Origin of the sequence: Vibrio sp. Y10_XG_PY6 (genome assembly GCF_024181795.1) — a bacterium.
Lineage (GTDB): Bacteria > Pseudomonadota > Gammaproteobacteria > Enterobacterales > Vibrionaceae > Vibrio > Vibrio diabolicus.
The window spans coordinates 1,540,628-1,556,460 of sequence record NZ_JAMZAQ010000002.1; the positions used below are offsets into that span (position 1 = coordinate 1,540,628).

Annotated in this window: 10 protein-coding genes, 1 tRNA gene and 1 pseudogene; 1 reads left to right on the forward strand and 11 read right to left on the reverse strand. The window is 44.6% G+C overall.

Going from position 1 to position 15,833, the window contains the following annotated elements; all coding sequences use genetic code 11:
* Nucleotides 1-178 precede the first annotated feature (178 nt).
* The 6 genes from NL644_RS15420 to NL644_RS15445 all read right to left on the reverse strand — a co-directional run bounded on the left by NL644_RS15420 (nt 179) and on the right by NL644_RS15445 (nt 10,563).
* A complete protein-coding gene (locus NL644_RS15420) occupies nt 179-3,340 on the reverse strand; it encodes an efflux RND transporter permease subunit (RefSeq protein WP_046874752.1) in 3,162 nt (1,053 codons plus the stop codon).
* Nucleotides 3,341-3,342: 2 nt separating this feature from the next.
* Nucleotides 3,343-4,482, reverse strand: a complete 1,140-nt coding sequence (locus NL644_RS15425; protein ID WP_253658601.1) for an efflux RND transporter periplasmic adaptor subunit — start codon at nt 4,480-4,482, stop codon at nt 3,343-3,345.
* Between the two features lie 463 nt (nt 4,483-4,945).
* Nucleotides 4,946-6,583, reverse strand: coding sequence for a methyl-accepting chemotaxis protein (locus NL644_RS15430; protein WP_124008689.1), 1,638 nt, complete (start codon nt 6,581-6,583; stop codon nt 4,946-4,948).
* A gap of 359 nt (nt 6,584-6,942) precedes the next feature.
* Nucleotides 6,943-7,030 (reverse strand) — tRNA-Ser (locus tag NL644_RS15435).
* Between the two features lie 144 nt (nt 7,031-7,174).
* Nucleotides 7,175-7,624, reverse strand: coding sequence for an L-alanine exporter AlaE (locus NL644_RS15440; RefSeq protein WP_253658602.1), 450 nt, complete (start codon nt 7,622-7,624; stop codon nt 7,175-7,177).
* A gap of 518 nt (nt 7,625-8,142) precedes the next feature.
* Nucleotides 8,143-10,563 (reverse strand): hybrid sensor histidine kinase/response regulator, encoded by a 2,421-nt coding sequence (locus NL644_RS15445; protein WP_253658623.1) that lies wholly within the window; start codon nt 10,561-10,563, stop codon nt 8,143-8,145.
* Nucleotides 10,564-10,614: 51 nt separating this feature from the next.
* Between NL644_RS15445 and NL644_RS15450 the strand changes: the two genes are divergently transcribed.
* Nucleotides 10,615-11,226, forward strand: a complete 612-nt coding sequence (locus tag NL644_RS15450) for a YecA family protein (RefSeq protein ID WP_005378278.1) — start codon at nt 10,615-10,617, stop codon at nt 11,224-11,226.
* Nucleotides 11,227-11,299: 73 nt separating this feature from the next.
* On the opposite strand, the gene NL644_RS15455 is transcribed toward NL644_RS15450, so the two are convergent.
* The 5 genes and pseudogenes from NL644_RS15455 to nadA all read right to left on the reverse strand — a co-directional run bounded on the left by NL644_RS15455 (nt 11,300) and on the right by nadA (nt 15,692).
* A complete protein-coding gene (locus tag NL644_RS15455; protein ID WP_033905056.1) occupies nt 11,300-12,466 on the reverse strand; it encodes a glutathionylspermidine synthase family protein in 1,167 nt (388 codons plus the stop codon).
* An 8-nt stretch (nt 12,467-12,474) separates the two neighbouring features.
* Nucleotides 12,475-13,044 (reverse strand): annotated as a pseudogene (locus NL644_RS15460) (DUF1190 domain-containing protein).
* Between the two features lie 8 nt (nt 13,045-13,052).
* A complete protein-coding gene (locus tag NL644_RS15465) occupies nt 13,053-13,469 on the reverse strand; it encodes a DUF350 domain-containing protein (protein ID WP_005378281.1) in 417 nt (138 codons plus the stop codon).
* Nucleotides 13,469-14,512 (reverse strand): potassium channel family protein, encoded by a 1,044-nt coding sequence (locus NL644_RS15470; protein ID WP_253658603.1) that lies wholly within the window; start codon nt 14,510-14,512, stop codon nt 13,469-13,471. The genes NL644_RS15465 and NL644_RS15470 overlap by 1 nt, the downstream gene beginning before the upstream one ends.
* A gap of 118 nt (nt 14,513-14,630) precedes the next feature.
* Nucleotides 14,631-15,692, reverse strand: a complete 1,062-nt coding sequence (nadA, locus tag NL644_RS15475) for a quinolinate synthase NadA (RefSeq protein ID WP_005390762.1) — start codon at nt 15,690-15,692, stop codon at nt 14,631-14,633.
* Nucleotides 15,693-15,833: the final 141 nt, after the last annotated feature.

Below are 15,833 nucleotides of genomic sequence, written 5' to 3' on the forward strand. Positions count from 1 at the left end.
TCTTAGGCTTTCATTCGGTCGGAAGGAGTAAGCAGATTCTGCATCAGGCAAAACGCTCCCCCTTCAAGTTTGCGTCAAAGACGATAACCACCAAGTGAAAACATAAAATAAAGAGCGCCGAAGCGCCCTTTTATCGTGTTTATTATCACCAGTATAACTCAGTTACAGCAACCAAGTCTTACTCGCTTTGCTGAGCTGGTTTAGGATTAGTCTCAGACAACTCTGCCTCCGATTCTTTTCTCGCACGTCGATCAAACAATCGCTCAACCACCACAAAGAAGATTGGCACAAAGAATATACCTAAGATCGTCGCACTGATCATGCCACCAAGTACACCAGTACCTACCGCATTTTGACCTGCTGAGCCCACACCTGAACTGATAGCAAGCGGTACTACACCCAGACCAAAGGCTAGCGATGTCATAATAATTGGGCGCAGACGAACACGAACGGCATGCAGGGTAGCTTCGATAAGGCCTGCGCCTTTCTCGTAGTAATCTTTCGCAAACTCAACAATCAGAATGGCGTTTTTAGTTGCCAAGCCGACCGTCGTTAATAAGCTCACCTGGAAGAATACATCGTTGTCCATACTTCGCGTCATTACCGCGAGCACAGCGCCAAGCACACCAAGTGGCACAACTAACACTACGGCGAAAGGTACTGACCAACTTTCATACAAAGCGGCGAGAACTAAGAATACGACGAGGATAGACAGCGCATATAACATTGGCGCTTGGTTTCCGGAAAGGCGCTCTTCATACGAAATGCCATTCCAGTTCACCGTAAAGCCTTCTGGTAGCTTTTCTACCATTGCTTCAATTTCTGCCATCGCTTCACCAGTACTGACGCCAGGAGCTGCGCCGCCTTGGATATTCATCGCTGGCAAACCATCAAAACGCTGCAAAAGAGGTGAACCATACGTCCACTCTCCGCTCGCAAAGGCAGAGAAAGGCACCATCTCACCTTTTGAGTTGCGCACGTACCACGAATCGAAGTCTTTTGGCTGCATACGGTATTCCGCATCACTTTGCATCATGACTTTTTTCACTCGACCGCGATCAATATAGTCGTTAATGTACGCTCCGCCCCATGCCGCTGACAGGATTTGGTTGACGTCATTAATGCTAACATCCAGAGCACGCAGTTTAACGTGGTCAATGTTCACTTTGTACATTGGCGCATCTGCTTGACCGTTCGGACGAACACCGACAAGTTTCGGGTTTTGTGCAGCCATGCCAAGCAGTTGACCTTGCGCAGCGACTAATGCGTCGTGACCTTTGTTCAACGAATCTTGAAGATAGAAATCAAAGCCTGTCGAGTTACCCAATTCTTGAATCGCAGGAGGTGCAAATGCAAACACCAGTGCTTCTTTGATGGTCGAGAAGTACCCCATCGCTCGACCAGTAATGGAAGCTGCATCAGCACCCGGCGCTTCACGCTCTGACCAATCTTTCAGACCGATAAATGCCATCCCCATGTTTTGGCCTTGGCCTGCGAAACTAAATCCAGCAACGGAGAAGACAGACTTTACATTGTCTTTTTCGTCTACTAGGTAAAAGTCACGCATTTTCTCAAGTGTTTTTTCCGTCTGCTCTTGCGTTGAGTTAGGCGGCAAAATAGCCATTGAGAATACTGTGCCTTGGTCTTCATCCGGCAAGAATGACGTCGGAAGGTTCATAAATAGCCAGCCCGCACCTGCACTCATTGCCAAGAATACAACCAACATACGACCTGTACGCTTTAGGAGTTTAGCAACGCCGGTTTCATAGCCAGCTGTCATCGCATCAAACTTGCGGTTAAACCAGCCAAAGAAGCCTTTCTTTTCTAGAAGCTCAGCATCGCCTTTTTTCAGTAATGTTGCACATAATGCTGGAGTCAGAATTATCGCTACCAAAACTGAAAGTGTCATCGCCGCCACAATGGTTATCGAGAACTGACGGTAAATAACCCCTGTAGAACCAGACATAAACGCCATAGGGACGAATACCGCAGAAAGCGTCAGACCCACACCAATCAGAGCACCAGTGATCTGCCCCATCGATTTTTTGGTTGCTTCTTTGGGCTCTAACCCATCCTCATGCATCACACGCTCGACGTTTTCCACCACAACGATGGCATCGTCCACCAGCAAACCGATAGCCAGAACCATCGCGAACATGGTTAACGTATTTACGCTAAATCCAGTCGCGTACAAAATAGCGAAGGTGCCGAGTAGTACGACAGGCACTGCGATCGTTGGAATGATCGTCGCACGGAAGTTCTGCAAAAACAGGTACATGATTAAGAACACAAGAAGAATGGCTTCTAATAGCGTTTTAACCACTTCTTGAATCGAGGCTTTGACGAATGGCGTCGTTTCAAATGGGTAAGCAATCTGTAACCCTTCTGGGAACGTAGCACTCAGTTGGTCTAAGCGCTCTTTTACCGCATTGGCTGTCTCAAGCGCGTTTGCGCCAGTACCTAATGAAATACCTAAACCCGATGCTGGGAAGCCATTATATTGGCCTCGAATGTCGTAACTTTCTGCCCCACGTTCAACGCGAGCTACATCTTTCAAATAAACATTCGAACCACTGGCGTCAGACTTAAGAATGATGTCTTGGAACTCTTCTACACTGCTCAAACGACTTGCAGACGAAATCGTTGCATTCAACAGCTGACCTTCCTGCGCAGGTGCTGCACCAAGTTGACCTGAAGAAACTTGCGCGTTCTGTTCACTGATAGCATTTGCTACATCGATTGCGGTCAAGTTGAACTGCGTAAGCTTAAATGGGTCCAGCCAGACTCGCATCGCATACTGCGCACCAAACGCCTGCACTTGTCCTACGCCAGTTACACGACTTATCGGGTCTTGAATATTCGTTACAACAAAGTCGCCGATATCGTTTTCTGTAAAGTCAGGATCTTCAGAATAAACTGCCACCACCATGAGAAACGCCGTGTTGGATTTATTCACGACGATACCTTGGTTTTGTACTTCCATCGGCAATGATGTCAATGCCAATTGCAGCTTGTTCTGCACCTGTACTTGCGCGATATCAGGATCAGCTTCGCTATCAAACGTCAGGGTAATTGTCGCATTACCGAATGCATCACTGCTCGATGATAGGTAGCGAAGATAATCTAATCCCGTCATATTTTGCTCGATAACCTGCGTTACCGAGTCTTCAACGGTTTTCGCTGATGCACCTGGATAACGAGCACTGATGGTGATCGTTGTCGGTGAAATCGTTGGGTATTGCGAGACGGGTAAATTGAATAATGACATTACCCCCGCCAACATCGTGAGAATTGCGAGAACCCAAGCAAATACCGGACGATCGATAAAAAATCGTGCCATGATTACTCCTGTTCACCGTTTTGGATAGTTACAGGGCTGCCTGGACCTACCTTTTGTAACCCAGCAGTAATGACTTTATCGCCCGCGTTTAAACCATCAATAATACGCCATTGATTATTGATCGCTTCGGCTGTCTTCACTGGTCTCGCTTCCACTTTGTTCTCACCATTCACCATCATCACTGTCGCTTTGCCTGTCGCATCGCGAGAAACGGTATTTTGTGGTATCAGAATCGCGTCAGGGTCAACACCAGTAATAACCGTCGCACGAACAAACATTCCTGGTAGCAACAAACCGTCAGGGTTTGGGAATTCAGCACGAAGCGTCACGCTACCCGTACTTTCGTTCACATTGACCTCGGTAAATTTCATCGTGCCTTTATGTTCGTACGTGCTGCCATCTTCAAGCATCAATGTAACTTGCGCAGAGTTATCTTCTTGCATATGACCTTGGGAAAGAGCCGCTTTTAAACGCAACAGTTGCGCGGATGATTGCACAATATCAACGTTGATAGGATCAAGCTGCTGAATGGTCGCTAATTTGGCTGCTTGGTTAGCCGTAACCAACGCACCCGCCGTCACACTCGATTTACCGATCACACCGCTAATCGGAGCTTTCACTTGCGTGTAATCTAAATTGATTTTTGCCGTATTGATCTTCGCTTTTGCGACTAGGACCTGTGCTTGCGCTTCCTTGTATGCTGCTTCTGCTTCATCCAAATCTTGTTGGCTGATGGACTTTTTGGTGATCAAGGTTCTGTAACGCTTCACTGTGGCATGGGTCGATTCTGCCGCTGCTTGAGCTCGGATTAATTCCGCTTCAGCACTCAGCAAATCCGCTTGAAATGATGAATCATCAATTTGATATAGGGACTGTCCTTGTTCAACAAGGCCCCCTTCAACAAAATTTCGCTCTGAAATAATGCCTGTAACTTGCGGACGAACTTCCGCTTCTTTGAATGCACGGCTACGACCTGGCAACTCGACAGTTAACGCTTGGCGAGTTGGTTCCACCGTTAACACTTCAACTTCGGTTGCGGGCACAGGACCACTACCTTGGCTCGATCCTTCTTCGCTAGGTTGACATCCAACCACAAAAAGGCTCGACGCAATCAGCAGAGATAGCGTGGTTTTACGTCTCATGAATTTTTCTCTCTTTTACCTACAAGCCTTCAAGATTCCTTGCTAAAAACTTCTAGAATGACTTAATGATGACTAACGGATGTATATCCAGAACAAATTAATTAGGATGATAATTACCCAGTGTTGTACATACAACAAAATTTACAGTTCTATACGCTTACGAAAAACGTTTATGGTAAAGGTGTAATGAAGTTCTCAAATTTGAAGATTTTGGGTTGGAAATCACACTTTCCTGTGAGCAATTGCAATGGTTAAAAAGCAGCAAAAGTGATGATAAAAGCATCATCACGCTGTACAGAGTTTGTCACCGCTGTCTAGGATTATTTGCACCTCTGGTATACAAAGTTAAGTAAAAGAGGAATGTAAATATAGTCGTGCCTTCACAAGTCAGGTTCGACCCTTATCTAAAAAATAACCCGCTAAGAAGCGGGTTATTTCGTCAGTGAGATTGCAGTTCTCAAGCTTATACTTTGAACTGACTAACCTGATGATCTAAGCGCTGGGTTTGCTCTGATAACATGGCTAAAGATGCTTGCGCTTGGTTGACGATTTCCACAATAGATGTACTGCTATCTGCAATGCCTTGTACGTTGCTATTTACTTCGTCACTTACCGTACTTTGCTGGCTTGCAGCCGTTGCAATGTGTGTGTTCATCTCGTTCATACGTGAAATCGCGTTTAAGATTTCAGAAAGGGATTGACTCGCTCTCCCTGCCGATTGAATTGTTTCATCACTGCTATTTTGGCTACCACGCATCACTTCTACGGCTTGTCCCGCACCAGATTGTAGCTTTTCAATCATGGTTTGGATTTCACCCGTGCTCTGTTGTGTGCGACTGGCTAACGAGCGGACCTCATCTGCGACAACAGCAAAGCCTCGCCCTTGTTCTCCTGCACGAGCCGCTTCAATCGCTGCGTTAAGCGCCAATAAGTTCGTTTGCTCTGCGATACCACGAATGACATCCAATACAGAAGCAATGTTACTCACATCATGATCCAATGTGTTAATGACGTGGCTTGCACTTTCGATTTCACTTGCGAGGCTACGAATTGAGCTAACGGTTTGATCCAAAATAACATTGGTATTGGTAAGTTCATCATTCGCTGTTTGGCTCGCAACCGCAGCTTCGTTAGCGCTATCGCTGACATTTCTGCTGGTGACTTGCATTTCATGCACTGCCGCCGCTACCGCCTCGCTGTCTTTTTGCTGTGAAACGGTCGAGTTCGCGATGGTCGTGGTCAACGAGCTAAGATTTTCCATCTCATTACGCAAGGTATTCGAACTTTCAATTACTTGAGAAACTGTCGCTTGGATTTTAGACACAAACTGATTAAACGCGTTCGCTAAATTGCCAATTTCGTCTTGTGTTTTCACGTCGATTCGCTGGCTTAAATCACCTTCACCAGAAGCAATTTCTGTCATCGCATTTTTGATATCGTTGATAGGCTTCACGACGGTTTGCAACAACAAAAACGCCATCGCAATAGCGGCCAGAATAACAATCACAATGCCCGCTTCAAGAATTAACTCTGCTCTTGATGCAGCTGCAGAGATTTCATCTTTCAATAAGCTTTGTTTTTCTTCTATCGCATCTTTCACAACATTAAGTTGCGCTCTTACCTCGATAAACTGATTTTCAAAGGTGTGTTTGTGTTCGTTGTAGTAACCAAGCCATTGTGATTGAGGTAAACGCAACATCGCTTCATAACTCGCCAACCATTTTTCACCTAGGGAGACAAGCTTTCTCACTTCATTACCGTGTGAAGAAGGCATCACGCCAGCTTGCGATAGCTCAATCATTTTCTCCATACGTGGCAGCGCTTTATATGCGTTGTCTTTGTATTCACCGATGTGGTGGTCAATATCGGTTTGAGTATCAGAAAGAGCAACACCTTGGATTGCAGATGTAGCTTGGTAAAGATCGCGGTAAGCATCCTCAATCGTTAATAAGTTCGGCACTATCTGTTCGTTAAGTGTTTCACTCAACTCAGATTGTTTCCAACTTGTCATAACGTTTAATACAGAGCTCACAATAAACAATCCAATAATCAGTGACAGCGGAATCACTATCTTCTGCTTGATCGTTAAGTTCTGGAACATGAATAGACTCTCTTTAATTATGGTATACAAACTGCCAGAAATTATATCAAACAAATAGAGTATCCCATTAGGTAAAAGACTCTATTAAACATGATATCTGATGACTTTTTGACAAGCGTTCTAATTTCAACAATTAATTGATTTTATGGAAAATTTAATAAGGAACGCTCATCACAACATGCGAATAAAAACGCACTACCTGTACGGAAAATGTGTAACAAAAGATGAATAAAAAGGAGGCTTTTTTGAAGGGCTTGCCGACTCAATGAGTAATTGAGAATCAATACGATATACAGCTCTGGGATTGAACTTGTCGCGTAATACGAAAAAGCCCCAGCATTTCTGCTAGGGCTCAAATGTGGCGGTGAGTGAGAGATTCGAACTCTCGATACGTTGCCGTATACACACTTTCCAGGCGTGCTCCTTCAGCCACTCGGACAACTCACCGAATCAATTTTTGGTTAGCATCATTGGCTAACGAGGCGCTAATTTAATGATTATGTGCCTGATGGTCAAGGCTAAACATAAAAAAAAGCGCCCTTTTCCACTCGATTGCTCACTAAGTAACTAAATTGAGCAAAACTGGGTCATTTAGATACTTTGAGAATAACCGGGAACACGGAACCAACGGCGGCACATGTCCAAGAAGTACCCATACAACACACCCATACCGCAAGAAATAATGGCGTTACTTGTCACCGAGGTCACTATTTGGTCTGTAGACGCACCAACTGCGAATAAAATTCCTGCATAAACTGGAGACTGAAAAAGCACATAAGCGACCAGATCAGATACGTTTTTCATAAATGAAGACGGCGATACCTTGTTGCCCTGACGTAGCACCCAATCACGAAAAACGCCATACGGCCAAGCAATAGCAATATTCACTGGAATAGATAGTGTACGTGATGCTAAAGATTGCTCAAACGTCATCCCTGAAATCAAAATCTCGACAATCATCCCTGTGATAAAGCAAAAAACAACCATAGCAAAGGTATCCGCTGCGGCGTGACGAATACAAAATGGTCCGCGAGACTTCATTAACCAACCCCCAAAATTAAATACCACCAACAATAAACAAAATAAAACTATCAACCATCAAACAAATACATGACCAGTTAATAAGACAATTAAATCACATAAAAAGCAGCGCATGGCACTGCATTTGAAATCAAGTTGTAAATTTATAACCATTTTTTAAAATGAAAGTAGTTTTTTTCACCACTAACAACTAAACACGCTTAAAATGACGTAAAAATGGTAGAAAAATACGGATTTAACTTACACAAAAAGTGGGATAAGTGATTGTTTGGATGGAGGGTTAGGATAAAGTTCGGGGAATAAACGATCATTCTAATAACTTATGCTACTGAGTTGTAAAAATTCAGAGTATTCCCGATGTGAGCGCAACTGAGAGCCGCACCGTTGCTCTTATGACAGAATCCAACAGCAGCGCTAAGCTCATTGAAAGTAAGGAAAAAACAGACGATTCAGCTAAGGTTAGGTATGAAGAGTAAAGACAATTCATGATTGCGTTGAATCGCGCTATATGGATTAAGCTATGATGATGCGAGCAAGAGCGTTAATGTATCGATATCATCTTGGTTTGGAGACTGCTGACGCTTTAAGTTACGCCTTATTCGCTCGGCAACTAAAGAAACGTCTTTATTAGCATCAGGGGTGACTTGAGCAATAATCGCTGAAATAGCCTCTAGCGCTTCGTTGAGATGACCATTATCTAGAGCAACATAGAAGTTTAGTAGCCACTTTTCCGCATCAAGGATATCCGTTGTATTATCACCAAAGTCCGACTGGTATTGGTATAACCGTGCTGCATGGAGATATAACGCATCATTTAATTCAGACTCCACAATTGGTTTCGCAATTATGTGGTCGGCTCCTACATTTATCATGCGCTCTTGTGTTTCTTTGAATACATCTGCTGTGCAGCCAAAGATCAGTACCGACTTTACAGGCGAACTCATCGCTCGAATGGCTGATATTGCCCCAACACCATCAAGAACAGGCATATGATTGTCCATTAATATCAAATCAAATGACTGAACGGCCACCTCATCGACGGCAAGCTGACCATTTTCAACACTTGTGCACTCAAAGCCTTTGGCTCTTAGGAAAGTTTCCATAATGATTGCATTTGTTCGGTTGTCTTCGACAATGAGCGCTTTCAAACCTTTGCAATTCAGCTTATGTGCATTGACTGCTTCCACTTTCCCAGGCTCACAAGGCGTAAGCGCGATCTCGACGGTAAAGGTTGTCCCGACATTCTCTTGACTCTGCACAATCACATGCCCTCCCATATGCTCGGCAATTTCTTTTACTATCGCTAAACCAAGCCCTGTACCACCAAACCGCCTAGTCGTCGAGGACTCCGCTTGTTCAAAAGGACGGAAAATGCGTTTTTGCGCTTCTTGAGAAATACCGATACCCGTATCTTTCACCGCGAGAATAAGCTTAGTACCTGCCTTGCTCGATTTCTCGGTCAGCTCTACCTCTACGATGCCTCGGTCGGTGAACTTGACAGCGTTGTTTAGTAGGTTAAACAATACTTGGCGCAGACGGGCTTTGTCATTGTTGTACCAGCGCCCTGTTGGCAAATGAGACACTACTCTAAAGCGAAGGCCTTTTTCTGCACATAGTGTTTGATAAACACTTTTTATGCTGCCGATGATCGACTCAATTGGGAAAGGCGTATTTTCGAATTCAACATGCCCTTGTTCAATTTTTGAGTAATCTAAAATCTCATTGAGTAATGTCATCATGTGATCACCTGAATCATAAAGTGTTCTCAGGTGCTTACGCTGCTCATCGGTAAGTGGTGTTTTTAACAGTATCTGGGCAGTTCCTAGTACACCGTTCATTGGTGTGCGAATCTCGTGGGACAATGTGGCTAAGAATGCCGTTTTAGCGTTTGTCGAAGCCTGAGCTTTTATTCTCTCCTGCTCTAAATAGATCGTCTTTTCATTGAACTTCTCGATAAGCTGTCCGATTTCGTCATCGCTATCGTAGTCAATATCTATGATCCCACCAGTTTTCGAGTCATCAATCTTAACGGCAATGCGAACAATTGGTTCAACAATATAGCGATTCAGTAAGTAGTAACCGACCAAGACACACAAGAGCAAAAATGGAATGATCCTCCCCTCAACGCTCATCACTTGTTCAAACACTTGATCGGCGACTTTAGCTTTTGCGTTGACAACTTCCATGCGCCAGTCGAACTCTCCGAAATCAAGCTCGCTGACATAAATTTCGTCCGTCAGTTGAAAGTTGTGTTCAATAATCACGTTTGAGTCAGCATCGCGAACCACTACCCCCAAAGAATGCTGGTTCGTGTGCTCTCGAATAAACTGAAAAAGTGCATCTAGTGATAGGTCTACCGTTACAACTCCAGCGAATCGACCGTTTTGGTAATATGGAGAAGATGCGGTAATCATCTGGACCTGAGTAAAGGTGTCGATGTAAACCGTAGACCAACTAACAGAACCTACCGGAGCATCGGCGGCAGCGACATACCAGGGTTCATTATCATAACCGCCAGATTCGGGGTTATTGTAGGAGTGAATTTGGTCAATACCACTATCACTGTTTTTATTGAAGAATAGACTTTTATATCTCCATTGTTCTGCTTTGAGTTCGGGTTTAGGCCATACGCCACCACTAACAAGCATCTTGTCACTCAATTGAAGTATATGTGGAATTATTGTGTTGAGAGATTGAATATTTTCAGTCCCTTGGGCTAGCCCTACTAAGCTGCTCAATACACCTGTAGAACTGAGGAGGGGCTCTTTTATCTCAAGAGCCAGGAGTTGGGTACGTAACTCTAGGTTTTGCTCTAGCTTTTGTCTAACCGGTGGCTCAACAACCAAATAGGCGACAGAACCGATAGTGGCGATAAAGAAGCACAGGTAAAGTGTTAGGGCGAGAATGCTTTTTTTTCTAAGTGATGAGCGAATTTCCATAGATGTGTGAATCATTCCCTAATATCGATTTATCACTAATTGATTGGTAAGATGAGCGCAATCAACCAGCCCATTAACAAATGGTATTCTATTTTGAAACTACAAGACATCCTTTCTCTCCCAGAACTTGACGGTAAACTACTAAACCTAGCAAAAACTCAAGGCTTTGTAACAGCGATGGCTGCAGCGCCAAACGTATTAATGCCTCAAGAGTGGTTGCCATTCTTATGGGGTGGAGAAGAAACAGCGCCATTTACTGACGGTGAGCAACTAGAGCAATACATTGACGAGATTGTACAAATGTGGAACCAAACTCGTCCCGCTCTCCTAGAAGGCACTTGGCAGTGGCCTGCAGGGTGCGCGCTAGATGAGCAAGACATTGTAACAAGTCAGGCTCGCGATTTCTGTGAAGGTGTATTACAAGGCTGGCAACTTGCGCGTGATGACTGGGAAACGTTGATGCCTGAGGATAGCGAAGATAATGCCCTACTCGGTGGTGTTTTACTTTCTCTTACTATGCTTTACGACCCAGAAACGACCATTGAAACATTGGCCGAACAAGGTATGGAAGGCTTAGAGCAGTTTGAGGAAATCTTCAATGCAATGCCAGTGATGTTATGTGGTCTTACCCAGCGCGGTGTTGCATTAGCTGAAGAACAATAGACGCAACGCTGTCGACCATCAAGATTGAACGGCTGAATAGACAAAAAGCTCTCCAAATGGAGAGCTTTTTTGATCATGTTAAAATTACATGTGGAATATACCGCGCCATATCTTGAGTCACTAAGCTACTGTCTTCCCTAATCGAAATACCGGCAGCTCTATCATTGACCAACCAACTGCCAATTAACGTATGGTTTTGCCCAAACTTAGGTAGTGGATGGTATTGCTGGACGATATTGAATTGAGATTCATAAGGCCCTGACGTTTTAACAAAACGTTTTCCATCGATGACGATCTCGATGTTCGCGCCCTCTCGAGAAAATAGTGGCTTGATGACATAATCTCTCATAGTGTTCGCTTTTGAATCGTTAGCAAAATAAGCGGGCAAAAGGTTCGGGTGGTTAGGAAAGCGCTCCCACAATAACGGTAAAAGTGCTTTATTGGATAGAATCGACTTCCACATCGGTTCTAACCAGTTTACGTTCGCAGTCGCTAAGTACTTCGCATATTCCTCTTCAAACATAAACTCCCAAGGGTAAAGCTTAAACATCCAACGAATCGCTCTGTCGTCAGCATCCACAAACAGACCATCTTCCGTCACTCCAATATCTTCGACATGCACGAATGCCGTTGCTAACCCTGCCTCTCGCGCGCAATCCTCTAAATACTGGACAGTCCCTTTATCTTCTTCAGTGTACTTGCAGCAGCTAAAGTGAAGTGTTTGTCCTGGTTGGTATTTTGCTATTTCGGCAAAGCGCTCGATCAAAAAGTCTTGAAGAATATTGAATTGATCCGCGCTCTGGTGAACTCGACCTTTATTTACAACATCTTCTAGCCACACCCACTGCCAAAAGCCAGTTTCAAACAAGCTGGTTGGCGTATCCGCATTGTTTTCCAGTAATTTTGCTGGCGAGGTCCCGTTGTACGCGAAATCCAGCCGCGAATAAAGCGAAGGTTCGCTTCGTCTCCATGAAGAAGCGACCTGCTCCCACATAGATTCAGGGATCGCACATTGCGTCAGCAACCGCTCACTCCGAACGACTTCATCCACAATAGCCAGGCACATCTGATGCAGCTCTTCAGTGGGCGCTTCTATATCGCGCTCAATTTGCTCCAGCGTGAATTGATAGTAAGCACTCTCATCCCAATACGGTTGGTCATACATGGTATGGAAACCAAAACCAAACTGGCGTGCTAATTCACGCCAGTTTTCGCGCTCTTGTATTTCTCGTCGAAACATAGTGCTTTTTAACCGCCTCGACTGACCGACACCGCTTTACCAAACCCGCCTCGAGACATCGCCCTGCCAATGGTGCCGCCACCACGTTTGTTAAGGCTATTCGTCGCGACTTTGGTCGGCTGATTTCAGTAGGAGCCAAAGAATTGTCCTGCTCCATTATAGAATTTGGATTTATAACGGTACATCGGCTCTGAGTAATAGCTCTTGTTATAACCTTTCAACCCGCTTAATGAGCGACTGTAAAAAAAACCGCCAAAGTTAGGTACATAAGCTCGGGAACTGGAACTGTAGTAACAATCATCCTCGTAGAAATCATTCTCGCATTCGAACTCGCTGCGGTAGCGAGGGGCATTTTGTTCGGCACGAGCTAAAGCTTCTTGGTATGCAATGTCACACTGTTCACTAAACTCAGGCGAGTTAGATTTACACTCATCGGCATCAGAAAAAATGTACCCTTCTGTTTTTGACTCGTACGTAGCAAAGAAGAAAATACCACCAAAGGCAGCAAAGGGAAGAATTTTCCCAAGCTTTAAGCTTTTGTCCATGGAAGAACGTTTAACGTTAGAACTCCGCTTCATCGTTCCTCCTAGTAAGTCATGCAAGCGGCATTCAATACGCCGACCGAAACAGAAACTGCTGCTAATACGATACCGGCTGGCAGTTCATCTTTTTCGATACGCTCTGCCACTTTCGGAAGTAAAATAAAGCGTACAATTGCAAATGCGATAATTTGAGCAAGCATTGCGACAACGCCCCAAACCATAAAATCGACGATATTGACTGAGTTTTTTGCCGCCCCCGAAATCGCGAGACAGTAACCAAGGAAAGCCCCACTTAGCGCAATCGCTGCTGCTGTATTTTGTTTTTCTTTAATCAGATGCCACTCATCGTATGGCGTCAACTTGACGTAGATGAACTTAAACGCCAATACAAAAATAATAGAAACAGAGAAATAGAGTAAAAAGTTTGGGAAGCCTGCTAACAGGCCGGCAATCATGTGCATTATTGTTCCTTGTTCATTTCTTTCCAGGCAAAATCTTCAATACGTTCATCTGCAATGTAAAACAGCTTGGTACTCGCGGGTACTTCAGCATCTAAATCTGGGTTGAGTTGAATACCATCGCCAATATCAAAAGCAATCAGCGTGGCATGATGGCGTCTTTTGAGAAAAACGAAGAGATTCTCAATAGTGGTGGCAGACTGCCCCTCAGGATAAATAACTGAGTATTGCGTCATACCTCGTGTTGAAGCCAAAAGCTCCTGATGAAGCGCACTTGAGCCCGGGTCAACCGCCGCTTTTGCCAACATTTCTGCGCCAACAGCAGGTATGCATTCCGCTTTCGGGCAATGCTGACTTAGAAGTCGGCCTAGCGCTTCATCTTTAAAGTAAGCGACCAAATGAGCGGAAGGGTTTACAGATGCGCAGTATAGAGCGGCTGACAAGGTAATGTCGTCCGAGAGATTATCCACAATAATGCAAGCGGCTTCGGCAATATTGGCGTTTTTCATCTCTTGCGAATCGGTATAACTGGTCACTTTGATAAAACTGATTTCGCCAGGTAACGGGTTCTCTATTTCTGAACGGCTGCATAAAACAATCGGGCGCTTTCCCTCTTCTTCATGTTGTAACATGCGAATAAGGTGCATCGTTCTCGATCCATTCCAGCCCAACAATACAATATGGTTTTCCACTCTTACTCTCCGTTTTCCTAAAATACCCGCTCGCCAATAGTCCATCGCTGCTCCAGCGACACGCCCCAATAATGCGGCGAATAAGCTCAAACCGCCGGGGATTACAAATAGTACGACAAACCATTTACCCATATCTGTTACTGGAGAATGGTCGCCATAGCCAACCGTACTCGCCGTAACCATAAGGTAATAGATAAAGTTAGAGAAGCTGTCTGTTAATGCGGTTTCACCAGCGAGAACGAGCAGTCCCCATGAAAGGCTCACATATAAGCCACTAAAGATGAGAAGACTTCGGTTGCTCAATTTAAAAAGGTGTGAACTAAGCCACTTTTTAACTACTAACCACACCGCCATAAATTTATAACCTCGACATTCATTGATTGCATCAATAGTAACTCATTGATAGTAAGACACAAAAAAACCAGCCATATTCGGCTGGTTTTTGAGATTTACTTTCAGTTACGCCTACTTTTTAAGCATTACCTTTCACTTGCATATTTAGCTGCTCAGCAAAGTCCAACATACGATTTAACGGAATGAGCGATTTAACACGCAATTCTTCATCAACAAAGATCTCGTGTTCTTCACCGCCTTCACTAAGCGCTTTCTCTATCGCTTTCAAACCGTTCATTGCCATCCAAGGGCAGTGTGCGCAGCTACGGCATGTTGCGCCAGCACCTGCGGTTGGAGCTTCGATAAGTTCTTTCTCTGGCACAAGTTGCTGCATTTTAAAGAAAATGCCTTTGTCTGTCGCAACGATCATTTGTTTATGAGGAAGCGCTTTCGCTGCTTTGATCAACTGACTCGTCGAGCCAACGGCATCGGCAAGTTCAACCACACTTGCTGGTGATTCAGGGTGAACCAAAATAGCCGCATCTGGATACACGCTCTTCATTTTGCGTAGCGCATCAGCAGAAAACTCATCATGAACCACACACTCACCTTGCCATAGCAGCATGTCTGCGCCAGTTTTATTAGCGATGTACGATCCTAGGTGACGGTCCGGTCCCCAAATAATTGGCTTATCTTCAGCGTCTAAGTGTTCCACGATTTCAAGTGCAATACTCGATGTAACGACCCAGTCGGCACGGGCTTTAACCGCTGCTGAGGTGTTTGCGTAAACCACAACCGTGTGATCAGGGTGAGCATCACAGAACTCACTGAACTTATCCGCTGGACAGCCAAGATCGAGCGAACATTCCGCTTCCAACGTTGGCATTAGAATTCGCTTTTCTGGTGTTAGGATTTTGGCCGACTCGCCCATAAAGCGAACACCGCCAATGATCAGTGTGCTTGCAGGATGACGATTACCAAACTTCGCCATTTCCAACGAGTCACCAACAAAACCACCCGTTTCTTCCGCTAGGGCTTGAATCTCAGGATCGGTATAGTAGTGCGCGATAAGTACCGCATCTTTTTCTTTGAGCAACTTTTTAATACGCTCAATGTAAGATGCTTTTTCTTCTTCGCTTAATGGAACTGGTTTCGGTGGGAATGGGTAAACAGTGTCGATTTTATCTAATATATGGCTCATTGCTCTTGCTCTACGCAACTTCCTTTAATCCGAGTATTGTAACCTCGTTAATTTTCAAAAACCAACTTGTCGCGGGGATTTCTAGCTATCTAGCCGTATATCTTTGTTACAGGTAGCATTTCTGATTGAAAGAATCCGTTG